31 protein-coding genes are annotated in these 21,514 nt (G+C 55.0%); 2 read left to right on the plus strand and 29 right to left on the minus strand.

Annotation, left to right across the window (positions count from 1 at the left end; genetic code table 11):
• Positions 1 to 3 precede the first annotated feature (3 nt).
• The 19 genes from ACR0KL_RS06235 to ACR0KL_RS06325 all read right to left on the minus strand — a co-directional run bounded on the left by ACR0KL_RS06235 (position 4) and on the right by ACR0KL_RS06325 (position 14,590).
• Positions 4 to 294, minus strand: a complete 291-nt coding sequence (locus tag ACR0KL_RS06235) for a hypothetical protein (RefSeq protein WP_480776751.1) — start codon at positions 292 to 294, stop codon at positions 4 to 6.
• Positions 291 to 653 (minus strand): hypothetical protein, encoded by a 363-nt coding sequence (locus ACR0KL_RS06240; RefSeq protein ID WP_480776752.1) that lies wholly within the window; start codon positions 651 to 653, stop codon positions 291 to 293. Before ACR0KL_RS06240 ends, ACR0KL_RS06235 begins: the two co-directional genes overlap by 4 nt.
• A complete protein-coding gene (locus ACR0KL_RS06245; protein WP_480776753.1) occupies positions 650 to 1,267 on the minus strand; it encodes a hypothetical protein in 618 nt (205 codons plus the stop codon). The genes ACR0KL_RS06240 and ACR0KL_RS06245 overlap by 4 nt, the downstream gene beginning before the upstream one ends.
• Positions 1,268 to 3,019 carry a hypothetical protein gene (locus ACR0KL_RS06250; RefSeq protein ID WP_480776754.1) on the minus strand — a complete coding sequence of 584 codons (1,752 nt, stop codon included), beginning with the start codon at positions 3,017 to 3,019 and terminating at the stop codon, positions 1,268 to 1,270.
• Positions 3,012 to 3,824 carry a hypothetical protein gene (locus ACR0KL_RS06255; protein ID WP_480776755.1) on the minus strand — a complete coding sequence of 271 codons (813 nt, stop codon included), beginning with the start codon at positions 3,822 to 3,824 and terminating at the stop codon, positions 3,012 to 3,014. The genes ACR0KL_RS06250 and ACR0KL_RS06255 overlap by 8 nt, the downstream gene beginning before the upstream one ends.
• 532 nt (positions 3,825 to 4,356) lie before the next feature.
• Entirely contained in the window at positions 4,357 to 6,174 is a 1,818-nt protein-coding gene (locus tag ACR0KL_RS06260) for a hypothetical protein (protein ID WP_480776756.1), read from the minus strand.
• Positions 6,174 to 6,353, minus strand: a complete 180-nt coding sequence (locus ACR0KL_RS06265; RefSeq protein ID WP_480776757.1) for a hypothetical protein — start codon at positions 6,351 to 6,353, stop codon at positions 6,174 to 6,176. The genes ACR0KL_RS06260 and ACR0KL_RS06265 overlap by 1 nt, the downstream gene beginning before the upstream one ends.
• Positions 6,354 to 6,358: 5 nt before the next feature.
• The gene (locus ACR0KL_RS06270; RefSeq protein WP_480776758.1) at positions 6,359 to 6,757 is read right to left on the minus strand and encodes a hypothetical protein; all 399 of its coding nucleotides are present in this window, start codon (positions 6,755 to 6,757) and stop codon (positions 6,359 to 6,361) included.
• The gene (locus tag ACR0KL_RS06275) at positions 6,757 to 7,155 is read right to left on the minus strand and encodes a phage tail protein (protein WP_480776759.1); all 399 of its coding nucleotides are present in this window, start codon (positions 7,153 to 7,155) and stop codon (positions 6,757 to 6,759) included. Before ACR0KL_RS06275 ends, ACR0KL_RS06270 begins: the two co-directional genes overlap by 1 nt.
• Before the next feature lie 29 nt (positions 7,156 to 7,184).
• Complete coding sequence (locus ACR0KL_RS06280; protein ID WP_480776760.1) at positions 7,185 to 7,586, minus strand: DUF3168 domain-containing protein; 402 nt, start codon at positions 7,584 to 7,586, stop codon at positions 7,185 to 7,187.
• Entirely contained in the window at positions 7,576 to 7,989 is a 414-nt protein-coding gene (locus ACR0KL_RS06285; RefSeq protein WP_480776761.1) for an HK97-gp10 family putative phage morphogenesis protein, read from the minus strand. The genes ACR0KL_RS06280 and ACR0KL_RS06285 overlap by 11 nt, the downstream gene beginning before the upstream one ends.
• Positions 7,986 to 8,330: a phage head closure protein gene (locus ACR0KL_RS06290; RefSeq protein WP_480776762.1), complete on the minus strand. Its 345-nt coding sequence runs from the start codon at positions 8,328 to 8,330 to the stop codon at positions 7,986 to 7,988. The genes ACR0KL_RS06285 and ACR0KL_RS06290 overlap by 4 nt, the downstream gene beginning before the upstream one ends.
• On the minus strand, positions 8,330 to 8,905 hold the full coding sequence (locus tag ACR0KL_RS06295; protein WP_480776763.1) for a head-tail connector protein: 576 nt from the start codon (positions 8,903 to 8,905) through the stop codon (positions 8,330 to 8,332). The genes ACR0KL_RS06290 and ACR0KL_RS06295 overlap by 1 nt, the downstream gene beginning before the upstream one ends.
• Positions 8,902 to 9,051 (minus strand): hypothetical protein, encoded by a 150-nt coding sequence (locus ACR0KL_RS06300; protein ID WP_480776764.1) that lies wholly within the window; start codon positions 9,049 to 9,051, stop codon positions 8,902 to 8,904. Before ACR0KL_RS06300 ends, ACR0KL_RS06295 begins: the two co-directional genes overlap by 4 nt.
• A 63-nt stretch (positions 9,052 to 9,114) precedes the next feature.
• Positions 9,115 to 10,380 (minus strand): phage major capsid protein, encoded by a 1,266-nt coding sequence (locus ACR0KL_RS06305; RefSeq protein ID WP_480776765.1) that lies wholly within the window; start codon positions 10,378 to 10,380, stop codon positions 9,115 to 9,117.
• A gap of 10 nt (positions 10,381 to 10,390) precedes the next feature.
• A complete protein-coding gene (locus ACR0KL_RS06310) occupies positions 10,391 to 11,224 on the minus strand; it encodes a head maturation protease, ClpP-related (protein WP_480776766.1) in 834 nt (277 codons plus the stop codon).
• The gene (locus ACR0KL_RS06315) at positions 11,196 to 12,455 is read right to left on the minus strand and encodes a phage portal protein (protein WP_480776767.1); all 1,260 of its coding nucleotides are present in this window, start codon (positions 12,453 to 12,455) and stop codon (positions 11,196 to 11,198) included. The genes ACR0KL_RS06310 and ACR0KL_RS06315 overlap by 29 nt, the downstream gene beginning before the upstream one ends.
• A 7-nt stretch (positions 12,456 to 12,462) precedes the next feature.
• Entirely contained in the window at positions 12,463 to 14,226 is a 1,764-nt protein-coding gene (locus tag ACR0KL_RS06320; protein ID WP_480776768.1) for a terminase large subunit, read from the minus strand.
• Positions 14,210 to 14,590, minus strand: coding sequence for a hypothetical protein (locus ACR0KL_RS06325; protein WP_480776769.1), 381 nt, complete (start codon positions 14,588 to 14,590; stop codon positions 14,210 to 14,212). Before ACR0KL_RS06325 ends, ACR0KL_RS06320 begins: the two co-directional genes overlap by 17 nt.
• A gap of 161 nt (positions 14,591 to 14,751) precedes the next feature.
• On the opposite strand from ACR0KL_RS06325, the gene ACR0KL_RS06330 reads away from it, so the two are divergent.
• Positions 14,752 to 14,988: a hypothetical protein gene (locus ACR0KL_RS06330; protein ID WP_480776770.1), complete on the plus strand. Its 237-nt coding sequence runs from the start codon at positions 14,752 to 14,754 to the stop codon at positions 14,986 to 14,988.
• Here the strand turns inward: ACR0KL_RS06330 and ACR0KL_RS06335 are convergent.
• Positions 14,985 to 15,272, minus strand: a complete 288-nt coding sequence (locus ACR0KL_RS06335; protein WP_480776771.1) for an HNH endonuclease — start codon at positions 15,270 to 15,272, stop codon at positions 14,985 to 14,987. The two genes, ACR0KL_RS06330 and ACR0KL_RS06335, sit on opposite strands and share 4 nt — an antisense overlap.
• Positions 15,273 to 15,354: 82 nt before the next feature.
• Between ACR0KL_RS06335 and ACR0KL_RS06340 the strand changes: the two genes are divergently transcribed.
• Positions 15,355 to 15,786 carry a hypothetical protein gene (locus tag ACR0KL_RS06340; RefSeq protein WP_480776772.1) on the plus strand — a complete coding sequence of 144 codons (432 nt, stop codon included), beginning with the start codon at positions 15,355 to 15,357 and terminating at the stop codon, positions 15,784 to 15,786.
• 341 nt (positions 15,787 to 16,127) lie between these two features.
• On the opposite strand, the gene ACR0KL_RS06345 is transcribed toward ACR0KL_RS06340, so the two are convergent.
• The 9 genes from ACR0KL_RS06345 to ACR0KL_RS06385 form a co-directional block, all read right to left on the minus strand.
• Entirely contained in the window at positions 16,128 to 16,592 is a 465-nt protein-coding gene (locus tag ACR0KL_RS06345) for a VPLPA-CTERM sorting domain-containing protein (RefSeq protein ID WP_480776773.1), read from the minus strand.
• A gap of 112 nt (positions 16,593 to 16,704) precedes the next feature.
• A complete protein-coding gene (locus tag ACR0KL_RS06350) occupies positions 16,705 to 17,148 on the minus strand; it encodes a hypothetical protein (RefSeq protein WP_480776774.1) in 444 nt (147 codons plus the stop codon).
• A 256-nt stretch (positions 17,149 to 17,404) separates the two neighbouring features.
• Positions 17,405 to 17,923, minus strand: coding sequence for a hypothetical protein (locus ACR0KL_RS06355; RefSeq protein ID WP_480776775.1), 519 nt, complete (start codon positions 17,921 to 17,923; stop codon positions 17,405 to 17,407).
• 89 nt (positions 17,924 to 18,012) lie between these two features.
• A complete protein-coding gene (locus ACR0KL_RS06360; RefSeq protein WP_480776776.1) occupies positions 18,013 to 18,213 on the minus strand; it encodes a hypothetical protein in 201 nt (66 codons plus the stop codon).
• 1 nt (position 18,214) lies between these two features.
• Positions 18,215 to 18,373 carry a hypothetical protein gene (locus ACR0KL_RS06365; protein ID WP_480776777.1) on the minus strand — a complete coding sequence of 53 codons (159 nt, stop codon included), beginning with the start codon at positions 18,371 to 18,373 and terminating at the stop codon, positions 18,215 to 18,217.
• Positions 18,370 to 18,639 (minus strand): hypothetical protein, encoded by a 270-nt coding sequence (locus tag ACR0KL_RS06370; protein ID WP_480776778.1) that lies wholly within the window; start codon positions 18,637 to 18,639, stop codon positions 18,370 to 18,372. The genes ACR0KL_RS06365 and ACR0KL_RS06370 overlap by 4 nt, the downstream gene beginning before the upstream one ends.
• Before the next feature lie 16 nt (positions 18,640 to 18,655).
• Complete coding sequence (locus ACR0KL_RS06375; RefSeq protein WP_480776779.1) at positions 18,656 to 19,231, minus strand: hypothetical protein; 576 nt, start codon at positions 19,229 to 19,231, stop codon at positions 18,656 to 18,658.
• Positions 19,228 to 19,536 carry a hypothetical protein gene (locus ACR0KL_RS06380; RefSeq protein WP_480776780.1) on the minus strand — a complete coding sequence of 103 codons (309 nt, stop codon included), beginning with the start codon at positions 19,534 to 19,536 and terminating at the stop codon, positions 19,228 to 19,230. Before ACR0KL_RS06380 ends, ACR0KL_RS06375 begins: the two co-directional genes overlap by 4 nt.
• Positions 19,529 to 21,511 (minus strand): AAA family ATPase, encoded by a 1,983-nt coding sequence (locus ACR0KL_RS06385; RefSeq protein WP_480776781.1) that lies wholly within the window; start codon positions 21,509 to 21,511, stop codon positions 19,529 to 19,531. The genes ACR0KL_RS06380 and ACR0KL_RS06385 overlap by 8 nt, the downstream gene beginning before the upstream one ends.
• Between the last annotated feature and the right edge of the window lie 3 nt (positions 21,512 to 21,514).

Genomic DNA, 21,514 nt, shown 5'->3' on the forward strand with positions numbered 1-21,514 from the left:
ACCTCAATTTTGACCCGTCAAGCGCTCTAGGCGTCGGTCCATGCGCTCTACGATATCGAGGATGTTTTCGAGCTTCTGGCTTTGCGCCACGTCCTGGCGCTCGGCTCGGTGAATTGCTTCGGTCTGCGTCTGGTCTACCAACCGTTGTCGCTCAACGTCTCGTTCAAGAGTTTCGATCCGGGTTGACAGGTTTGCGGCAAACCACCCCGCTAGCAGCGTTTGCCCCAGAATGGTAACGATCAGCGCGAGGGGGACACGCTTGTCTAGGTGCCAAGGTTCCTTCGAGCCGGTCATTCCACCCCCACCGCACTCCAAAGAGTGTCATCAGTGATGTCTGAGGGGATTGGGTCGATTTCCTCTATCTCATTTGAGCGCGCGCGGATCGCCTCAACCTGTTCCCAGATGGCATCACCTGCCTCAACCTGCGCGACCTCTTCGGGCGTCCATTCCGCCATTGGCTTTCGATTTAGCCGGGCGGCTTGTGCAAGCAGGTTTCGCTGCTTCCATTCCGGGATAATTTCAAGAATGCGCCGGTTCGCCTCTGCCTTTACATCCTCTACCGTGGAAGGTGGGTTCATCGCCGCCCACTCTTCATCGGTATAGGTGGTGAAGACCTTTTCCCCATTTTCGTCATAAGTCAGAGCAGTCGTCATTCCGGGGCCTCCCACTTGCGACGAAGAAGATATATTTTGCCAAGATCAAAGCTGCCCGACGATGGCCGGATACGGAGTCGATCAATCCTCCATGGGGTGGTTGTATATACCCAAGAAGCACACCTTGAATCCCCATTTGAGGTTCCCGCCCCTGAAGCTATGCTGGCAGACACCCCATGAGTGAGCGATAAATTGGTCGCATCGTTGAATTCAATAAAGCCAACCGCAACACTACTGCTAAGTGCTTGACTGGCCATAGTACTAACCGCAGGCATGTAAACACCGTCTATTGAACGGCGCGCTTCAACGTTGATAGTAAAAGAGGCCGATGAACTTACACGATCCACTAGGAACGCGTACTGATAGCCAACCTCAAGATCCGGCGTCTCAACAGATCCGATACTGCCGTCAACTGCCTGTTCCCAAAGTATCCCGTCACCGCTTCCGGCGTTAATCGTGCGGTTGTAGGGGTGCCACATGGCTTGGTTGGTAGGGGCGGTCGGTTGCCCCTCTACCAAAGCAATTGGGTCGTCGCGGAGGGCTGTGAACAAAGGCTGAGTTCCAGGGCTGTCCTGGTCGATGTCGCCGTTTGCAATTCCAGTGTATGCGGGCATCTATGAAATCCTCGCGCAAGGCGAGCCATCGGACAGAAGCCCGGTTGCATCGCCTATGTAAAAATTTCGGAAAGGCGCATCGTCCGCGCCAGGATAATCGGCAGCATCAGCGGCCATGATGTAGTGAATGCGACCGTTCAGGGTGGTGTCTTCAGCCACGTACTCTATGACCTCGCCGCTCACCTTTTCTTCTGCGGATATGATCGTCCAATTCGTGCTTCGGCGCGCGCCAAACTCGTCCACATCAAGGCTGTGCTGCAAGGTGAACGTGTCGCTAACCCAATACTGCCGGTCCTTGGCGTCAACGCGGAAAGTAGCCTGCCGTGGAATGTCAACGTATCGGGTGATGATTTTGGACGCAGTACTCTGCGCAAGAGCGTCAGTGCGCAGCCAGCGCGCATATATCTTCCGAATAGACGGCTCCCCGTATTTCTCGGGCGTTTCGCTATCTAAATCCGCAAGCACAAACTGCGGCTGATAAGCCGCTTGATCGTCCCATTTCTTAGTGAAATCGGTCTGATTGTAGTAGACCCAGACTTGCGAAGTGCGCTGCTTAGGCTTCTCTACAAACCTCAGACCTTTCAGGATGTTGCTGGCATCGGTCAAAACCGGTGGCTCTTCGTCAATACCACGGATGGCCTTAAGCTTGATGAGGCTCGCGCGCTCATCCCACCAGATGTAGCAAGCGCATTGCTCATGGATCTGCGAGACCAATGACACAGCAGGCTCTGGCTCGGTGATCAGCGTGTTTAAGCGGTAGAAGCTGCGATGCTCTGAAGCCTCTGCGGCCCAATTGACAGTATCCAGCCACGCGGCGTCTATACCCGACTCTAAGCAAATGCTTTCAAGAGCCTCATCCATTGATAGTTCGGTGTATCGGCGGCACTCTTGAACCGCGTCATCAACACTATGGTCTTCAGCCTCGCTGTTATCAGTGCCACGTGTGACACCAGAGAAGGTGACCCCATTGGTGCTATCTGCCCTACTGGTGTAGGTCATGATCTCGTCATTGATCCGCAGGGTTCCGGTTGCCGGGTAGTCCGCCTCGACAGCACGCGCGACTTCGAAGCTTGTTACAGATGCATCAATGTCTTCATAAAGCAGGCCAGGGCTGACTGGTGGTATCTGGGCCTTGCGCTCTTCCAGCCGCGCCAGAGGGTCTTTTCCCTTAATGGTGATACGGCCATTGGCAACCTGCGAGACCTCGGTAAGAAAATACCGGCGTGTCCGCATCTCTGCGAGTGTCTGGCCTGCATACCCCTCGTAGATCACGATTTGCGCGCCGGTGCGGTATTTGTTGCGCGCGAGCCAACGTGTCCAGAAGGTGCCGCGTGTCCCGTCCATCGGATCCCAAGACCGCCCGTCAATATAGGGGTCAACGATCTGATCCGTATGCGGCACGTCCTTGAACGTAACCGTGCAGACTGCGCGCTGCCCAATGCCTTGCGAATTCCTGTCCGACGTTGCCAGATTGATTTTGGTTGGTGCAGTCGACACGCCTTGAAGAAATGGCAGAACGTTGCTGAGGCCCTGCACAGTCTTATCCGCCTTGTTGCCCCTTGAAAAATAGAGGCTAAGCGGTGTCCCCAACGCGAAGTTCGGCGCGTCTTTGCAGGAGCTGCGTGTGTTGTAGCAGCGCTGATCGTTCGTGCCTGTCGCCGTGCATGGCGCTACACCGAATGTATTTGCGCAGAACGGCTGTTGCAGCGCAACAATCAGAACCGGCTCACGTCCGACTGTTGTTTCAGTCATGCGAATACCCTTGAAGGCTGAAGCCAACGGTCATCAAATCACGAATGCCCATGTTCGAAGCTGAGGGCGTGCCAGTCACGCGGCCAAACCCGACATCCTCAAAGGTCTCGGGCCTCCAAGCAATGAAAACGGCGTCGTCCTCTGCAGCTCGCTGCATATCCGACCAATTCGACCGAACCCAAGTCGCTGTTACGTTTTGCCACTCAAAGGCTGTTGCCAGCGCTGTGCGCTGCTTCGTCATCCCAAGGAATTCCCCGGTGTTTGAAACGTTGGTCCGGTACTCAGTGCGACGACCAAAGACCAACGGAGCATGCCCGCCATAGATTGGACGCTCCATCTGAAGGGCCTTGCCTACCCGGATCACCGCGATCTGTCCCGGCGTGGCCTCAGATGTCTGGATGCCAACCCGCCAACGCTGCGCTGTGACAGGTTCAAAAATAGCCATGATGTGGCTGTCATCGGTTGGGGTAAACGCGGCAACAAGATCGACCCATGAAAACCCGTTCCAATATTGGATCGAGACCGTTGCGGCCTGCGTTCCCAGGTCGTGGGCCGCGATGGCGACACAATCACATTCCACAGCGCTGCCGTGGTCATACTCCCATGTTTCAAGGCCGGTCGTTGATGGGCGCCATGCTTCATAGGTCAGGCTGTTGTTTGGCGCAGAGGCAAAGAAGTTATCCGCCGTGCTGGACGCCGTGATTGCCCCACCGGTCAACCAATTCCGCCGATGCAATATGCGCGCATGCGTCAATGGCATGTCGTTGGCGGGTAGCGTGTACCCAATCGGAGAAACGATTGTCATCCAGGGATTCCCAATGCAAATGACCCCACCGAAGCAGGGTTTTAGGTTGGTCTTTAAAGTGTTGGGTGAGCCTGCGGTTTCTAAAACCGGCTAAGCTGTGTAAGTCCTACCTTTCGAGCGAGGTCACTTCAGTGATGCTAACTCGAACTTGAGACCCAGTTGTTTCCACTGCGCCCCTCGCTTCTATTTTGCAGGCGTTTGGCATCATGAGTGGCGGGGATCGACCGCATTCTTCTTGAATCTTGACGCGGTCTTCTCGCCCAGAGTCCACAAATGCGATGAACTTAGTGTGCCCATAATTCCGGTCGCGTTCATAGTAAGCAAATTGATTTTCGTCCTCGAGAAAAACTATCCGGCCGCTCAGCTTAACTTCGTATCCATCTATGCCCCTCATAAATTCTAAAGGGGTGGGCGCTTCCTGAGCACTCAAAGAAAAAGGAATGGCAATAAGTAGCGCCGCAAGAGACTTCAATTTCGGACCTCTCAAATTCTTAGTTCAATTCCAGACGCTACGCGCACCTCTCTGAGAATGTCAAACGAAGGCAATGCTTCTAAAGCCTCGGTCCTCAGCTTCTTCCATCAGTTCTTCAAACAGAGTTCTAACGTCGCGACCTCGGTAGAGATCATCCGAGTTGATACCTTGAATGCGCAAGTCAAGGCCATTGCTGGTCTGTGACGATTCAGAAGGAGCCGCAGAAGGTGTAGTAGCACCGCCAACGCCACCGCTATAGCCTGCCGACGTCCCGCGCGAGTTGGCGGACTGAATGCTTTGGATCAACGCACCCGTCTTGAGAACAGATGCAGCCGTGAACGCTGCAGCAACTGGGGGGCCACCAATAGCCATGCCTTTGTTCCAAGCCTCTGACGCAGCTTCATGCCCATTGACAATCGCGTTTGCGAGTGACGCCGCCTTTCCAATCTCAAACAGCTTTTCGTTTTCCGTCTGCATGAGCGACGATAGATCCCGGAAGGCTCCTTTGAACTTCCCGAGCTTGGTTCGCATAGACGCCTGTTCAATATCTGCAAGCCGCTCGGCGTGTTCACGGGTGATCGCAGCTTCAAGCTCGTTGTACTCCTCCTCGGTCGCGATTTTTGCATCACGATATTCCTGGAGTTTTTCCATCTGCTCTTCGCGCCAGATTTCAAGTTGCTCGGCCTCTGTAGCCAAGCGCGCTTGAAATGCCTCGAAGTTGTCCAGGCCTAGACCACCACCGCCACCGCTGCGACGACGCCCGCCGCCAGAACTAGGCGGGATTGAAGTAATACTGACGGCTGGCGCAGTCGATCCCGGAATCGCGGGTGTGTTGTCGGAGTATTCAACTACTTCTCCTCTTTCAGGGTCCCAATAGAACGTCCCTGAGTTGGACGGATCGCCTTTGTCGTTCGGATCTGCGCCAAGACTTTGATTGCGCCGGTTCTGTTCTGCAGCGCTGTATTCTGCAACAGCCCCTCCATCAACGCCAGCCGCCGCACCGACGAGAGACATGAACTTGCGAAGCCCATCAATGGCAGGCTGCAAATCCTCAACAAAGGCAACGAAACCCTTTCCGAAATCAACCAATGCCGGAATACCAACATCTGCAACCCAAGTTGCCAGCGCCTCAATCTCATCGGCGTATTCTAGGATTGCAACCTTAGCCTTGTCCTCGATTGTGCGGGACAGGTCGCGAAGCTTTTCATCTAGCCGCGCGCCTTGGTCAATAAGGTCATTGCTGATGATCCGGCCCGCGTTTTGGGCCCCATCGCCAAGGCGCTTGAGTTCTTGCCCGTTGTTGCGAAGAAGTGGAGCCAGAGCCGTCGCATCGCTCGCCAGCGCCTCAAGGTAGAAGGTCATCTGCTGTTGGCTGACGTTTGCCTTTTCCAGCGAGGAAACATAAAGCTGCAGAGCTTCAGGCCCCGATAGGTTTGCGAACTGGTCCGCTGTTACGCCAACAGCCGGGGCGATGTTCTCAAAGAAGTCTTTCAGAGGCCCTGCACCATTGGCAAGGAAGTCGCCGAATTTGTCGTTCACGTCCTTGAAGATGTCGGCCATCTTCTCCTGGGAAAACCCGACTTCTTCACCCGCTATGGCGAGCTTTTGAAACTCCTCTGCGCCAACGCCAGCAACGCGCGAAAGGTTCTGAATTTCCTTGGCAGAGGCAGCCGCATTTCGGGCTGAGACCAAGAAGCCAACGCCCATTGCAGCGGCAGAAGCAGCAACCGCGACACCGATCTTTGCCATCTTGCGCGACATGCTTTCCGCATTGCGCTCAAAGCCTTTGACCGAATTTCCGGCTTTTTTGAGTTCCCGAACGAGGCCAGAAGCATCGCCGCCAACGGCAATGGCGACATCGCCAACGACTTTTGCCATTACGCAGCGTCCTTTCGCTTAGCAGCCTTTACCATCTCGACAACCTCAACCATTTCGTTGCCGCGCTGTTGGAAATCATCCGGCAACTTGGCCTGTATCAACCACCACACTTGCCCCGGCGACATGCGCCAGAACTCTGCGGCTGAAACCCATTCGCTGCCGACTGTGAGATCATGCAACGTCTTTACGATTCCGCTGCCTTCGAACTTTCCTGAGACTTTTTTTTACTGTTGGGAGCCAACGACAGCGCCACAGGGGGCGCAACAATTGCCAACAGGCCCATAATTGAAGCTTGAACCTTCACAGCAACGGACGAGTCCTGTTTTGCGAAGTCATCCATGATTGAAAGATAGACTTCATCATCAGATACCTCGGCCCCAGCATGGCGCAACGCGGCACCGAAGGCCCGAGACAGTCGCACATATGACGGCCCGTTAGGCTGCATCAGAACGCTGATAGCTTGCCCGCCATTACCGCCCGTTAGAGCGTCTTCAATCGACGCAATCAGCATCAATTGGTCTTCTGCTGGAACAGTGTAGTCCTCACCCTTCCAGCTAAGTTTTACCGGCTCAAAACCTTTCATTAGACGGACGGCGTGAAGGTCCACGCTCCATCGCTGCTGAAGGTCGATGTGAACGTCTGCCCGTCCTCAAACGCGCCGGTCTCCGAATAGGCGGTCATCACGAAATCGCCCGACACCTCATCCCCATTGGGGAATTCAAATGTCAGGTTGCTAAGGAACTTGCCCGAGGCAGCACCCAACGAGATGTCACGCAGAACGTTATCCTCTTCGTATCCATCAATCGTGAGTTCCAGCGACTGGCCCGTTAGAACCCCATCCAAATAGGTCGCAACGCCGTTGTCGGTCTGAGTTTCCACATTGATCGGGGATCCATTGACCGTGATGCCAACTGTGCGGCCTCCGCCAACTGTAGTGCCTCCGATTTTGATGACGCATAGGCGCCCAGCTTCTTTCGCCATGATTTAGTCTCCATCTATGGGCTTTGCGCTTATGCGCTCTCAATAAGGGCGCGATATTCACACACCCCATGAACCCTGCCGTCTTCTTCGGCAAAGCAATCTGTGTCCTCGCGTAACAGCGAGAAATTGTTGAAACCTGTTATCGTCATTTCAGAACGATGAAGGGCCGCATACATCGCGCCCTGGATGCCTTTGCACTCAAGCATTTCGCCTGTGCGGCTCCATGTGTGGATGCGGATCTGCGCGGAAAATCCGTTCGTGGTCTGCGTGTCCAGTTCGGTGATTATCGCGCGCCCGATTGTGACATACGGGAAAACACCGCTATTGCCGCCATCTGATGCCTGGGGCGTAGTCTCAAAGACTGATGCGCCGATAGATGCCGCAACTAGCTGCGAATACAGCGCCCGCTGCAGCTCAACCTCAACCCCCATTGCGCTTTGCGGCACGTTTAAGCGCCGCCTCCCATTTCTTGCCAAACTGCTGAACAAAGATGTCATTCAGCTTTGGGCGGAATTTCTCGACTGTACGCATGAAAAAAGCATGCTCCACGTTGTCTGGGCCCTGACCGTATTCCAGAAATCGCCAATAGAATGCTTTTGGCGCGACACGAACGGTAGAGAGGTACTTTCCGTGCGGTGTTCGTTCCCGCTTCGCCTTGATCGACTTCTTTAGATCGCCTTCATCTTTTGGGGCCAGCTTGCGGCTTTCCTTGCGCATTTCGCCCGCGATGCCGTGGATCGTGGAGCGCATGAGGTTATGTGCCTGTCGAGGCCCCACATCCTCAAAGATACGATTCACGTCATCAATGCCGGTGATCTCCACAGTCGGTTTCAATTCGAAACGCCCCGCTCAGCCTCGATCTGCAAATACATAGAGCGCGGACTTTCACGCATGATCGAACGAATGTTGTAGGTCTCGCCCCGCCACTGAATTCGCATGGCTTCATCAAGGTCCGACCGCTGCCGGATCTTAAAGACATACGTCGCGGATGCATTCATGCGGCCCTCAAGCAGACCTTCGATCCCACGCTTTGGCGCGACATGCGCCCATACCTTCGGCACGCTCGACAAATCAGCCCAGGTCTTTGTGAACCCGCCCGCGCCGTTTGACGTCTCGCTATAAGCCTGAAACGTGATCCGCTCGGATAGCTGGCCGACTTGTGGACGCCGAGCCATCACACCACCTTGTGCCGGTGCGGCTCGATCAGCGCCCGGAATGCCATAGGCGCTTCACTCAAGCGCATCTCTGTGACCGAAGCCCGGTTTTCGTACCAGTGCGTCACCAGTAGCAATATTGCCTGCTTAAGCGCAGCCGGAACAACACCAGAGCCGCCATATCCCGCCGTTAGAGTAACGGTAATGGGTTCTAGGGTGTCGTCGTGTACTGAAGGCTCTGAAAACGCATCCTTGAAGCGCACAACAGAACCAAGAGTGTCCTGAATAATCTCGTATTCCGCCGGGGCAACAGTCTGCTCTGTGTCATCGGTGTCCTGATAGGTGATTGTGACCGAAGCCACATTCGGAAACGGAAGCCGGATGCAGTCAGACCAGTCACGAACACCAAAGCGCCATGTCTGAGACACCACGCAGCGACCCAGAACACCCGACCAGCCATCCAGATAGGACACGGCAGCGTTGATTAGGTCTATAATCAACAAATCCTCTTCCGAGTGATCCACGCGAAGATGCGTTTTCACCCGAGAAAGAGAAACTGGCGCTTCGGTTGGCGCTGAAACAAGGACCGGGGTCATTTGCCCTGCGCGGCCTTCTTATTGGGCGTAGCGCCAAGCTTTTCGGCCACTTTTTCCATGTTTTCAGGGATTTCGTCACCCTTTTCCAGTTTGACGGGGTAAACCTCACCGTCTGGAACAGCGTAAATCGCTTTAGTTGCTTTCATGGGGTCACCTCTCAAACCATCGAAAGGGGCGAACTCGCCGCCCCTTCTGGAAAGCTTGAGCGCTTAGGCTTCAACTTTGTGCAGGCGCAGCGACTCGGGGTCGTTTACGCCGCCACCAACGCGCTTGGTCGTGTAGAACTGCACGTTAGGTTTGTCCGTGTAGGGATCGCGCGTGATGCGGATACCGACACGGTCAACAATCAGATAACCGCGCTGGAAATCGCCGAAGGCAATCGGATATGCGTTGGCCGCTACATCCGGCATTGCCGCCATTTCCGTGACCGGCTGGCCAAGAATTGTCGATGGTTCACCTGGCGCAAGGCCGCGCTGCCAAATCAGATTGCCGTCGCCATCTTTCAACTTACGAACAGCGGCGTGAGTTTTGCGGTTCATGATAAACCGCGCATTCGCGCTACGCTCGGTCGGCAGGTCGTAAACGAGATCAATCAGGCCATCGACGGTGAGTGCCGCCGCTGCACCGGAAGCAACCTCCGGGATCACACCCCAAGGGCGTGTGGCTGCATTTGCGCCGCCGGTGGCGTAGGTCAACAGACCGTTCGGCTTGTTGGTGCCATCGCCCGAGATGAAGGCCACATTCTCCTGATAGGAAAACTCGGTCTCTACCTCCATCGCCAGCCAGGACTCGATGTCGACCAGAGCATCATCCAGAACGCGCTGCGTTGCCTTCGGGTTGGCGTAGACTTCGCCGGTGTTGAAGGTCAACTGGCCAAACTGCGCCTGACCTGTGGTCGGACGCGCTGCGGTTTCACCAACCCAGCCCGACGCAGTCGCACGGTCGTTGTACAACCGGGTAAAGCCGTTGCCGCCAATCGAAATCTGCCCAGCGATCTGACGCATGGGCGAAACGATTTTTAGCTTGTCGACAATAGTGCGGTCCCATTCGGTTGGAGCCAGATAGCCGCCGTCAGCATCAGTGCCGACAGACATGGCCGCACGAATGCCGGTTGCCTGCATAGCCTCAACTTCGGTCTCGCCGCGCCCCTTACGGAACCAGTTGCCGAACGCCTTAACGTATTCGGGGTCGGTTTCTGCATCGACCGAACCACCAGACAACGACAGAGACGCAATTTTTGCGTTTGCCTCATCGATAGCGGTCTGCAGTTCACCAACGGATGCGTTGATGCGGTCAACCTGTTCAGACTGGACAACATCGCCCAGGCCTTTTTTCAGGTCAGTGACCTCTTTTTCATGCGCCGCCTTGAAGGCTTCAAACGCTTTGCCCTGCTCATCAAGCAGTGCCTTGATATCGGTGCCAGCATCAGCGCGCACACCGACAAGCCCGCGAACGGGTTGTGCGAAGGTTTTCATAAGAAAACTCCTATTTCGTCAGTTTTTCGATGTTGCTGCGGAGAGCAGCGGCTAAGTCAGCGCCCGGCATGACGTTAGGGGCCGCTACGGCAGGCCCCTCTTGTAGTTCCGCAAGAAGGCTACGACGCTCCTTGCGAGACATTCCCTGTGCGCCCAAAGACGCTTCAATCCTTGCGATGGCAGAGGCTTGTTTACCGCCATCTTCGTCCATTCCAATTGCGTCAGCGTCGAGAAACGCATCAGCAAGCCCATTTTCAACGGCATCCTTGCCGGTGAAATAGGTTTCAGCGTCCATCCACGATTCTACATCATCCGAAGATTGGCCCGAGCGCTCCGCGTAGAGGTCACGCATAGCCCGGTCGAACGGCTCAAGTGTTGCCGCAGACGCAGCCATATCATGTCGGTTGCCGACCGTGATGCCCCATGCGTTGTGGATCATCAGGAATCCGGTCTTTGCGACCCTGATTTCATCGCCGGCCATTGCAATGACGGATGCGGCGGACGCAGCTAAACCAAGTACATTGACGGTCACTTTGGCCTGATGTTCACGCAGCAGGTTGTAGATCGCCACGCCCTCAAAGAAGTCACCGCCCGGTGAGTTGATATTCACCTGAACCTCACGCGGGCCAATGGAGCGCAGCGCAGAAGCAACACGCTTTGCCGTTACACCGCCACCGGTCCATGGATCTTCGCCAATCTCATCTAAAACAGAAATCGACGTGTCATTCTCGGACGCGGCTCGCACACCGGCATTCCAGCGTTCAACAACATCGATTCTGGGTTGCCATTCGACGCCTGAAAGCGCCTTAACTGCCTCAATCTTCGGTAGTTTGCGCAGGCTCATTATGCCCTCCCGCTGTGTTGGGCGGTTCATAGTATTGACCGCCTTCCCCGTCCTCGCGGGGGTTCATATCCTCTAGTGAACGGACCTCATCAGGGCTAAACACGCCCCATTGAAGCGCCTTCACGTACGCCTCCCAACGCGCTTTGATATCGCCGCGAACCAGTCCATTGACGTTGAATTTGGCCGAGACTGACGGATCTTGAATCAAATCCCGGTTGATTGCCTCTTCCCACTCGGTCAACCAGTCTTGGAGCGTGTAGGTGACAAACCCGATTGACTGCTGTTCGATCCCAGTTCCCCAGGACGTACTTTTCTCCGTGTCACCCAGCATGTGCGGAGGAACGCCAAAGAACATCGCAATTTCAGAGCGCGTGAATTTCCGGTTTTCTACGAATTGCGCATCTGCGCTCGTCATGGTCATGGGCTTCCACTGCATCCCCTCTTCCAGGATCAGCGTCTTGTTCGCGTTTTCAGCGCCTCGAAAAGCCTCCAGGGAGGCCCGTAATGCGTCTTGGCCCTCTTTTCCGATAGCGTTGGGGTGTTCCAACACAGCGCCTGGGTTCGCGCCGTTCTTAAATAGCGTTGCGCCGTGCTTTTCTGTTTGGATGGCCATGCCGATACTTTCGCGGGCATATTGCAGCGCCGAAAGACCGGTCACGCCATCAAGCGAAAGGCCGCGTAGGTGGAAAACCTCGCTTTGCGGCAAAACAACAGACGCGCCACCCGCCTTTTGATAGTGATAGACCAATTCCCCGGTCGGCAATTGTTTTGGCTGCACCCTGTCAGGCATCATCGGAACCAATTCCGTAGTCATACCGCGGCTCTTGACCTTCATCGCGTAGCCATTGCCGCGCAAGAGAACGTGGGCCTGCAGCATGCGCCGAAACTGCGAAGGCGACTGCCAACGGTTCGGCTTTCGCCGTATCAATTGAGAAAGAGTGTCGTTCGCGGGCAGTTCCCGCCGATATTCTCCGTCGCGTCGAACGATATGCAAGGGCAGCGTAGCGACCGCGCCAGATATCAGGGTCACGCAGCGATTTGCTGCTGCCACGTTAAGTGCTGCGTCAGGCGTAACGGTCGCACCGGAGGCCGTTTCCGAGCCTGCGCGCAGAAATCCGTCCAAATCCTGAGACGTGTCAATTGTCGGGCCAACCGCAATTGTTTGTCCCATAGCCTTCGGCTGTTCAGGCGCAACCTCCGACTTGCGCCGGAACAATCCGAAAAAATCCATATACGTCTCACATCATCAAAAGGCCGCGCTGCTCATAAACTGAGGCGGCATCTTCATCCTGTCTCGCCGTTGCCGCACCAACTGCCATTGCGAGCGCAACAGCCATGTCGATCCGCCGAGCGGCCTTGTGTTTCGTGAACCGCCGCAAATCTGCAGGCGAGGTATCGAAAGTCGCGCCCGATACCGCCGAGCGCAGCGCCGGATTCACATGAACCCGTATTCTCTGTTCCAGAATGAGCGTTTCCAGCTCATCCACGGACCCAGGCATCCAAAGGGTGACTTCCTGCCCGTCAGGGGCTTCCCGCTTGCGTTTGGTCCAGCCCTGTGGGTGGTCCAACATCGGAAGCACCGCGCCCATATCTCCGACAATCGCCTCAAAGTCAGCGATCAGGAAGTTGTCATAGGCGATGAAATCCAAATCAAAACTGCTGCTATCTTCGATAAGATCAGCCGCCACATAGTCCAGCCGGGTCTTTTTCCCCGGCGTAGCCGTTAAGAACCCCGCTTCAACCCAAAGATCATACGGGGCGCCATCCCTGTCTGCCCGCGCTCGCAGTGTGTCCTCTGGCGTGTAGCCGTGGACGAAGGCGGTGAATTTTGGGTCGCCGTCATCCGTGAAACCATCCTCGAAAACCAGCGCCTTTGCCGTAAGGTCGGCTTTCGCCGAAAGGTCCAGTCCGGCATATGCCCTCTTTTTTTTGAAGTCCTCAATGTTGAGCGTGTGGTCCTCAATGGCCTCCCACGCTGCCCGACTGATCCAAGCGCTTTCGGCATCCGTCCACTCGCAGAAGTGTAAGCGCCGGATCCCGTTGGCCTTGGCTGGAATATCGCGCGCCTGCTTTGCCTGCAGCGCCAAATACTCCTCGGTGATCGTCACACCAAGCAGCGGGTTCGCCTTAATCCAACAGGATGAATCTTCAAAAGGATCGTCGCCTTCATCCAGAGCGCAGACATAGGCAAACGTTGTGTCGTCTTCGACCTCTTGGGCCGCAACAGCAACGGCATGCTTTCGCTCCTGCCAGCAGATGCTTTGCCGATCCGACCCGCTGTTAGTGATCATTATAAGTAGCGGCTGCTCTCGGAACTTGAAGCCCCGCTCTAGGATTTCAATAACGCCGCCGTCTGGGTGTTCATGCACCTCATCACAGAGCGCGAAGTGGGGCCGAGGTCCCGAACCTGTCTTTTTCGTCTCGCGCGACACTGGGCGGAAGAATGAACCGCTTTTCAGGTGCGCAAGGTTGTATTCCCTACCCGGCCCGCCACTGCGCCGGATCTTACTGTCCAGGCTTGGCGATTGGTCGACCATCTGGACCGCATCCCGAAACAGAATGCCCGCCTGCTCCTTCGTGGCACCAGCGCTGTAGATCTGCGCCCCGGCTTCCCCGTCAGCAACCAGACCATACAGGCCAATCGCGCCGACCATGGGGGATTTGCCGTTCCCTTTTCCCTGCTCAATGTAAGCCCGCCGAAAGCGGCGCTTCCCATCGCGCTTGCGCTTCCACCCAAACAGCGAACCGCAAATGAAATGCTGAGACGGGTGAAGCTCGAACGGCACCCCGTCAAACTGGCCCTCACTTAGCCGCAACACCGACCGACAGAACCGCGCAAACCGCTCGGCCTCTTCGCCATCAAAGTAGTAGCCGCGATCTCCTGCCGTATGCAGGTCATCCAAGTGCCGCCGACACGCATCACGAACATGCGGCCCCGCTACAATCTCGCCTGCCTCTACGGCCTTAGCGTAGGCCGATACCGGATCAGTTAAGGAACTCATCGGCGGGGTCTGTGCTTTCTTCTTCCGGCGCGGCTACCTTCGAGCGGTCTACCGGCGTTCCACCCATTGAACTAAGCAACAAGCGCATTTGAGCGTATACGGCGACCGGTACCTCTGGTTCGGTCAACATTTGGTATTCCAGCATTACAGCCGAACGGACTAGCTTGCGGTCAGAACGACCAAGCCAAGGGAAGTCTTCATTGAACTCGTCCCACAGCTCTTTCTGCTCGTCGTTGAAAGCCTTTGGTGCAGGCCCAAGAGACCGCACTTTTGGGGTCGCCCGATCTTTGAACCGGCCAGCGTTCTTAGCTACCGCTCCGGTGATGCTTGCCACCTCCTGCGGCAACCTTGGCCGTCCTGCCATAACTGAATCCCGATTTTGTGGATGTGAAAAAATGGCTCCCGCCGCCGGTCCCTAGGCTAGAGGTCCTGAAGATTGAGGTACCCCCTTCCCGCCTTGCGGGTTGCGGGACCGTCATTCAGTGCGCATGCTGTGAAGAATTTCATCAGCTTGAGGACTTTGATATGAGACTTCTTTCGGGATTATTGGCTATCTTCTTTGCCGCGCTAGCGACACAAGCAAGTGCCACCGTCCTTTCACCAAGTGACAGCGAACAAGTGGTTGCGCGCGGTGAGATGATCAGGGAGCGCGGGCTGAACGCCGGTTACTTCAAATACAACAACAACGCCTACTTTTGTTCGTTCGATGTGATTGGGTCGGGCCCAACCAGGGAACTTGTCGTTACTTGCATCGGATCCTAACCGACTGGCCATCCATCATCTCCCACCTGTTCCTTGGTTCCATTCTCGCGCTTCGTCTTATCGACGTGGCAGTCATGGCATATGGCTTGCAGGTTCTCGGGGTCATCCGTCCCATCCTGTGCCTTGCCTATGATGTGGTCCACCTCAGTCGCTGGTGTCGGTCTACCCTTGCGCAGACATGGCTGACATAGGTGTCCGTCTCGCTGCAGAATGTGCTGCCTTAGCTTGACCCATTGATAGCCGTACCCGCGCTCATGTCGTGAGGTGCTGTGCCATCCGGGCATTGGCGCTCTGATTCCCTAACAATAGTCCATTCTAAATATCTATTTTTTTTCTATTTGCATGAATATTTGGCATGTCAGGTCTATGACAGGTTCACCTGACATCATCAAATCAGTGCTTGGGATACGCAAGCCTTTCGCAACGGTTACTAACTTCGAAACAGAAAGGAAGATTGACATGAATATGCTCACTAAACTGACAACTTCCGTCGCGTTTTCGCTGGCGATGACGACCGCATCTTTTGCGAACGATGTTGCTGATGAGATCGGTCAGATAATGTACGGGAATGGGGCTATTGAAGGATTGGGCAGTCATCGCCAAGGCTCCCGGTCTACGCACAATGAAGGTTTCCTTGAAGGATACGGCGCTGGTACGGGAATGACACCAGGACCGGTTGAGGTTCGCGATCCAGGTGGATTCGGCGGTGGTCTGGGGTCCTTCGGTGGCGGTGCGTTTGGTACTGGTAGAACTTTCCGGATCGAGGACGTGGAAGGAGGTAGCCATTTCAATAATTAATGGCCTAGCACACGACGAAGAGTTTCGGCCCACACAATCGGGCCGAGACTTTCTGTGCTTTCGATTTCATGGAGTGTTTCCCGGGGGCGTAACGCGACGGACCGCAGTGAACAGCCCCCTTCTTGGTTGAAAGCTCATCTCGCATCACCCTATCCCCCGCTATTCGGTGCCCGTTGTTTCCGCAGTCGGGCGGCTGCGTACCCGCGAAGTACATGTTTTGATGCACTAAGGGGGTACCTCTCTCAGCGCACAGAGGTGCCTTTGATGTCACAAACAGTGATTTTAAAGAAAACCCGCCACCGGGGTGACGGGCTCAATGTTGTTGCGCTTTACGCTATGACTTAGGCCGTCTTGCGGCCTCTCCGGCTACGAGCTACGCCAAGGGCACCTAATCCACCGATTAGGAGTAGGGCGCTCGCGGGAATTGGAACCGGCGAAACTTCTCCTGCAATCGCCCAAACGTAGTCAGCCTCTCGGCCAGTGTCGTTGCTTCGTCGCACCTCATCGAGACTCTCGATCCATATCCAACTAGTCAAGAAGCCTCTGGGTTCAGCCCAGAGAAAACGAACATTTGGTCCCTCCCGAAGTTCGGGCGGTGCAGTTATTGTTGCCGTCTGCGCAAATATATTGGAAAGCTCTGAGTCACCATACCAAACTTGGTTTCGCAAGAGGTCAACATTGTCCTCGTAACTTCCATAGATCGTAGATATTTCCCAGTCTATTCCATCCACATTCACGGTAACTGCGCTAGCGCTGATAGGCGTGGAAAGCAATAAAATTGGTAGAACCAAACGTTTAAAAAACATAACAACCCCCAAAAAACTAGTAATAGCCTAGCAATTGAGTGTTTCTCGGCAATTGTAAGGATCCGCTCAGGTTCTGCCTGTGCTGGCTACCGTGTGTTGTTTGAGCGCGGGATTATTCCTCAATTACAGGAACTATCTTCCATTGAACGGGCTGACCGTCCGGCACCGAATAGATATCCCTAATCTCAGTCCAGCCGAGCATGTTTTCGCTAATCGCTTCGTAGCTTGCCTTGATGTCGATGCCGTAGTCCTGCACAGAGCTTTGGACCTTCGCTAGATCCTTGCGGATAACATCAATCTGAACGCCCTGCTCGGCACTTGCCTGCGTCAATCCAACAATCCGGTCGTTTATGGTCGCTAGCTGAGTGTTGTTGACTATGACGCTTTCGTTCAGCCTGTCGATAGAGGACTGAAGCGCGCTCATTGCTTCATTTGCACTCGATGTGTTGGCCCTAACCACATAGTCGGCGATAGCAAAGGAAACGTACCAAGCCACTGCTGCCGTTCCTGCCAAACTCAGTACAAACCTAACGCCCCAAATTGTCCAATTGCTCATGTAAACTATCCTTTCAGCCTCACCTAATAGGCAAAATAGAAAATAGTGATTAATGGGCAGAACGGTAGGAGCGCTAGACGATCAAGTCAAATCACCAAAACGCGGAATAGGAACAGAGGGTCGCCGCCATCTACCACAACTTAGGCGACCCCTCTGCTCTAACCGAAACCATCGAGTAGAAGGCTCGGAATAAGATGACTTATTTGCCTCTGTACGCAAACAATCTCAATGGAATTATACTAGCACGTTCCGCAGATTAGTCAACTACTTCTGATAGAGCTTCTACAGCCTTTACAAACTCTTTGCCCTTCTCTGTCAGCGTTCCGTCTATCATTGGATCGGCCCATCCCCGAGAAACCGATTGAATGATAGAACGCTGCCCAAGGTTCAACTGGTTAAACCATCCGTGCCATTTGTCCCATGCGTTTACCGCATCCCGGTGGCGTTCATCCTCATCGCGCAGGTCTGGTTGCTCATCCGGGTCTACCTCGAACACCTCTGGTAGAAACTCGACCTTTGCAACCTTGGCTGACATTGACTTACCCAGACAGACGCTGTGATAGCGCCGCTCAGCGTTTGTAAGCCCCGCGTAGACGCTCCATAGCCCTACGGCGTCCTCTACCGTGTGTGCTGCAAAAAGAGCGCGCCCTGCTGGCTCTCCGAGTGCCTGGAACTGCATCATCTGCCACTTGTCCGGGTCATGCCCCATCTGTCTTGCCCTGACCTCCAGTGCTGTTCGGTGTGGGTTCCTGCCTGTCGTCTTGATCTGCTCCATGCGCTTTCTGCCCCGCGCCTTCTTCCGAGGTGCTGGGGCCAAATCTAGCCCGATGCTTTGCTTTCGGTTCCGTCTATCGCCCTTGCCCATCATTGGCCCTCCCGGCGGCCATCCCACGCAAGAAACGCGATGATGAATATGGCGGGCGGACCAAAAAGCAGGGCAACCCCTGCCAGATCACCATACTCCAACGCCATTTTCGCAATAAAAGCAGCCCATTGAACAACGAGCCATGCGCACATGATCAAAAGCGCAAAAAATCCGAATCCAACTACTATTCCCTTGCCCATGTCACTGCCCCTCCAACTTGGCGTTACGTGCGTTTAGCTCGTCCCGCTGTATCCTCAGACGCTGTATCGTGGCGCGCTGTTTCTCTTCCCGCCTATGAGATGCCCGTAGGGCCTGCTCTAGCTCTGCCTCGTAGCGGGTGTAGGTCTCGCGGGGTTTCATGCAGCAGCCCTCTCTTTCATCCACTTGTCGAAGTTGTTCAGCGCTTGAAGAGATATCCGACCATCGGTGTAGGCATCGCGGACAAACTGAGGATCAAGCCCCGCCATTGAACATACATCTCTGAAGTCCTGACCTGCCCGCCGGATCCACGCATCTGACTCGCGCCGATCAAGCCGCTCTCTCGGAGATTCAATCTCCCCACTGCTCAAGCCATCAATGATTGCCTTGATGACGACGCCTTGCCATAGCTGCTGCTCTGCGATCATCGCGCTGCCTCCGGACCTAAAAGGGGATAGGATCGCCGCCCGCTTTCCAATCGACGGGTTGGCGCTGTTTGATGCCGATGACTTCAGCACGCGGAAAGTGCTTCTTTGCCTCTGCCACCATCGGACCTGCAATCTGAGCCCTAAGCGCTATTGCAACTTCTCGCAGCGTGAATGCCTGAATTCCATCTTTGGGCAACGTTGATGAATCCGAGGCATCGGCTATGAGCCTGAATGAGAAGCCATCCAGTTCATAGTGCGCCACGCATTCAGGAGAGCGGTGCCCTGCAGCTATTGCCTCCGCCTCCATTGCCCGGATGCCCTTGATGCAGTTCGATGCGGCAGCAGCAGCCTTTGTCGGGTCGTTCTCGCGGATTGCCTCATTCAGATAGGCAATGGCGCCGCCGTACTTGGCGGCCAGATCCGGCGATACCAACTCAGGCAGCCGATCATATCCCCATTTGCGCTCGGTCTCTGATGCCACGCGATCAAAGCCAGCAACGGCGTGGTCGACCATGACCTCTGCTTTTCGAGCATCGATGTTGAGCAGCCGGTCGCCTTTGCGTTGGCGACGGGGGCGTTTTGCTTTTGTCATCCGATAAGCTCCTTGTTGAAGATCCGTCTGAAAACTGTCCAGCGTGTCCCAGTCAGGGGGTTATAAGAAACCCCCCTTGGACACTGGTTCTGGACACCTGCGATTTTCATTTCCATCTGGACAGTTTCGGACACCTGCTCTTTTTCGTTATATTTCTTATGTTTGACGCAAAACTGTCCAAGTTGCTGTCCAGCTTTTGTCCAGCTTTTGTCCAGCCAAAAACCGGCCCAAAACGCATCAAACTGTCCAAGACGTTTTTCCGTTCTTGGACACCTGATTTCGGGCGCTAGAAACTGATCAAACATCAAGGTATTCCTCCCCGCCGTCAGTGAGTTTCCAGCCCTTGGCGTGGCGGCGAATAAGCTTCTCTTCCTTCGCCTCATTGATCAGATTAGAGACCGTAGACTTCGGTATTCCGGTTCTGCTTGATAGCTCGCGCAGTGATAGCCGGGGTTGCCCGGACAGCTCCATGAGAACGTTCCGCAGGCTGCTGTTGCGCCTGTCAGCGCGTGTAGCCTGCTCGATCTGCATAGCTTGCCTGCTGACCTTGAGGCGCAGTGGCGTGCCGTTTGTATCGGTAAGGTGAGAAAACTCGTGAGTGGCCATCACAAAGTCAATTGGCTCAAAGCCTGCCCCCCTAAACTTCGGGCTGTGATGCAGGGTTTGCATGTCCTCACCGTGACCCCAAACGGTCAGGTTGCCATCGATTTCTGCGAGGAACGCACCGCCGCCGCGCGGCACAAGATTATCGCGCTTTGGCTCCTTCCCGGCGGGGTGAGCGATGACCAAAACGGCGGGCCTACTGCCTATGTCACCAACCTCTCGAAACCGCCGTGCGGCCTCAACCATCTTGATGTTGGCGTTGTCGTCATCTCCCTCAAAAAAGGCCTGTAAACTGTCGATGATAATGAGCTTCAGGTTTGGCAGTTCAGCCATTTTAGCCTTAAGCGTTTCAATCATTGCGGAGATTGAAAAGTGGCCTTCGACAAAGTGCAGGCGATCCGCCGTTGTTATGTCTCGCGCCGCTAATGCGGCAGCGTATTGCCATTTGAGGTTGTATGGGTTTTCACCAGCCAGAAAGAGTACGTCGCCGCCCTCAACACGCCTCTCAACGAAATCACCGCCCAAGGCGACAGAAAGCCCGACCTGGATGGCTAGAGTGGTTTTGCCGTGGCCTGGGTAGCCTGTGAGGCTGTAGACAACTCCAGTCGGCAAGATCCCGTCGATCAGATACTCCAGCGGCTCCAGATCGGCGAGAAACTCATCTGACGTCTTGATCTTGAAATCCTGGATGATCTTTGAAGTGTCAGACTGTGATTTCAATTCCGGGCTTACAGCGTACTGACCGCCGTTTTTTGCCTCCTGCTCACGGGTCCACTTGATAAAGCCAAGCACGTCTTGGCGCGTTTGATCTGGCGTCCATCCAGGCAATGTGAACGCAGAACAACGATCTGATATCTCGCTGTCTGTCCATCCGCGGGCGACATAGCTTGCAACCAGCTTCTTGAGGTTTTCCCGCCAATCTGAACCAGCCAGAATATTGGCCGCCGCCAGGGCCCTATCCAAAGGCTGTGGCCCGGTGTCGATCGGCGGCATCGATGAGATCGATGTGGACGCTTTAGCCCCAAACACACGGATCATCTGTTCCATACTCACGGGCGCTCGGCCGTCATCGTACTCGGTGCGGATCGTCGTGACTTCTTTGATGTAGCCACGTTCCAGCTTGTGCTTGGCCGGATAGCTGACGGTGCCACCAACGCGCATGATCCGGGATGGATTCACGACGCTGCTGTCAGATCTGAAATGAGCAGCGATGGTTTCCTGCATGCGCCGCCACTCGGCCATATCCAGGCAAGGCTCTCTTAGTTCCCAATAGGTATGCACACGCACTGAAGGCGTGCGGCCTGTGGTGACGGCAGATGTCCATTTAGGCCCATCGAAGCGATAAACATTGCCAGCGCTGGCTTCGTCGTCACAATCAGCCCACAGAAAGAAACTGGCGATGATATCCGCGTCTGTTGCGCTGCCTGTGACGTCCTGACGGATTGGATTTCGAACGACGTATATGTTGTAGCCCATCTCGTTCAGATCAACGATCCAATCGACGGCTTCATCAATCCAATCAGGTGAATACTTCGAAATCTGAGGTGAGGCGCCCTCCTTAAATGCTCTCACTTCAAAGACAGCGGCTTCAGGAAGTTCGCCCCAACGCGCGACCATGTACTCAAGGTCACGGCGGATTTCTTGTTCTTCCGGCGTTGTAATTGTCACTGCCACCACTTT

Source organism: Ruegeria sp. C8, from assembly GCF_056537565.1.

Excerpts from the sequence above, each read along its gene's own strand:
- ACR0KL_RS06235 (WP_480776751.1), bottom strand. The coding sequence starts at position 294 with ATGACCGGCTCGAAGGAACCTTGGCACCTAGACAAGCGTGTCCCCCTC.
- ACR0KL_RS06240 (WP_480776752.1), bottom strand. The coding sequence starts at position 653 with ATGACGACTGCTCTGACTTATGACGAAAATGGGGAAAAGGTCTTCACC.
- ACR0KL_RS06245 (WP_480776753.1), bottom strand. The coding sequence starts at position 1,267 with ATGCCCGCATACACTGGAATTGCAAACGGCGACATCGACCAGGACAGC.
- ACR0KL_RS06250 (WP_480776754.1), bottom strand. The coding sequence starts at position 3,019 with ATGACTGAAACAACAGTCGGACGTGAGCCGGTTCTGATTGTTGCGCTG.
- ACR0KL_RS06255 (WP_480776755.1), bottom strand. The coding sequence starts at position 3,824 with ATGACAATCGTTTCTCCGATTGGGTACACGCTACCCGCCAACGACATG.
- ACR0KL_RS06260 (WP_480776756.1), bottom strand. The coding sequence starts at position 6,174 with ATGGCAAAAGTCGTTGGCGATGTCGCCATTGCCGTTGGCGGCGATGCT.
- ACR0KL_RS06270 (WP_480776758.1), bottom strand. The coding sequence starts at position 6,757 with ATGAAAGGTTTTGAGCCGGTAAAACTTAGCTGGAAGGGTGAGGACTAC.
- ACR0KL_RS06275 (WP_480776759.1), bottom strand. The coding sequence starts at position 7,155 with ATGGCGAAAGAAGCTGGGCGCCTATGCGTCATCAAAATCGGAGGCACT.
- ACR0KL_RS06280 (WP_480776760.1), bottom strand. The coding sequence starts at position 7,586 with ATGGGGGTTGAGGTTGAGCTGCAGCGGGCGCTGTATTCGCAGCTAGTT.
- ACR0KL_RS06290 (WP_480776762.1), bottom strand. The coding sequence starts at position 8,330 with ATGGCTCGGCGTCCACAAGTCGGCCAGCTATCCGAGCGGATCACGTTT.
- ACR0KL_RS06295 (WP_480776763.1), bottom strand. The coding sequence starts at position 8,905 with ATGACCCCGGTCCTTGTTTCAGCGCCAACCGAAGCGCCAGTTTCTCTT.
- ACR0KL_RS06300 (WP_480776764.1), bottom strand. The coding sequence starts at position 9,051 with ATGAAAGCAACTAAAGCGATTTACGCTGTTCCAGACGGTGAGGTTTAC.
- ACR0KL_RS06305 (WP_480776765.1), bottom strand. The coding sequence starts at position 10,380 with ATGAAAACCTTCGCACAACCCGTTCGCGGGCTTGTCGGTGTGCGCGCT.
- ACR0KL_RS06310 (WP_480776766.1), bottom strand. The coding sequence starts at position 11,224 with ATGAGCCTGCGCAAACTACCGAAGATTGAGGCAGTTAAGGCGCTTTCA.
- ACR0KL_RS06315 (WP_480776767.1), bottom strand. The coding sequence starts at position 12,455 with ATGGATTTTTTCGGATTGTTCCGGCGCAAGTCGGAGGTTGCGCCTGAA.
- ACR0KL_RS06320 (WP_480776768.1), bottom strand. The coding sequence starts at position 14,226 with ATGAGTTCCTTAACTGATCCGGTATCGGCCTACGCTAAGGCCGTAGAG.
- ACR0KL_RS06325 (WP_480776769.1), bottom strand. The coding sequence starts at position 14,590 with ATGGCAGGACGGCCAAGGTTGCCGCAGGAGGTGGCAAGCATCACCGGA.
- ACR0KL_RS06330 (WP_480776770.1), top strand. The coding sequence starts at position 14,752 with ATGAGACTTCTTTCGGGATTATTGGCTATCTTCTTTGCCGCGCTAGCG.
- ACR0KL_RS06335 (WP_480776771.1), bottom strand. The coding sequence starts at position 15,272 with ATGCCCGGATGGCACAGCACCTCACGACATGAGCGCGGGTACGGCTAT.
- ACR0KL_RS06340 (WP_480776772.1), top strand. The coding sequence starts at position 15,355 with ATGACAGGTTCACCTGACATCATCAAATCAGTGCTTGGGATACGCAAG.
- ACR0KL_RS06345 (WP_480776773.1), bottom strand. The coding sequence starts at position 16,592 with ATGTTTTTTAAACGTTTGGTTCTACCAATTTTATTGCTTTCCACGCCT.
- ACR0KL_RS06350 (WP_480776774.1), bottom strand. The coding sequence starts at position 17,148 with ATGAGCAATTGGACAATTTGGGGCGTTAGGTTTGTACTGAGTTTGGCA.
- ACR0KL_RS06355 (WP_480776775.1), bottom strand. The coding sequence starts at position 17,923 with ATGGAGCAGATCAAGACGACAGGCAGGAACCCACACCGAACAGCACTG.
- ACR0KL_RS06360 (WP_480776776.1), bottom strand. The coding sequence starts at position 18,213 with ATGGGCAAGGGAATAGTAGTTGGATTCGGATTTTTTGCGCTTTTGATC.
- ACR0KL_RS06365 (WP_480776777.1), bottom strand. The coding sequence starts at position 18,373 with ATGAAACCCCGCGAGACCTACACCCGCTACGAGGCAGAGCTAGAGCAG.
- ACR0KL_RS06370 (WP_480776778.1), bottom strand. The coding sequence starts at position 18,639 with ATGATCGCAGAGCAGCAGCTATGGCAAGGCGTCGTCATCAAGGCAATC.
- ACR0KL_RS06375 (WP_480776779.1), bottom strand. The coding sequence starts at position 19,231 with ATGACAAAAGCAAAACGCCCCCGTCGCCAACGCAAAGGCGACCGGCTG.
- ACR0KL_RS06380 (WP_480776780.1), bottom strand. The coding sequence starts at position 19,536 with ATGTTTGATCAGTTTCTAGCGCCCGAAATCAGGTGTCCAAGAACGGAA.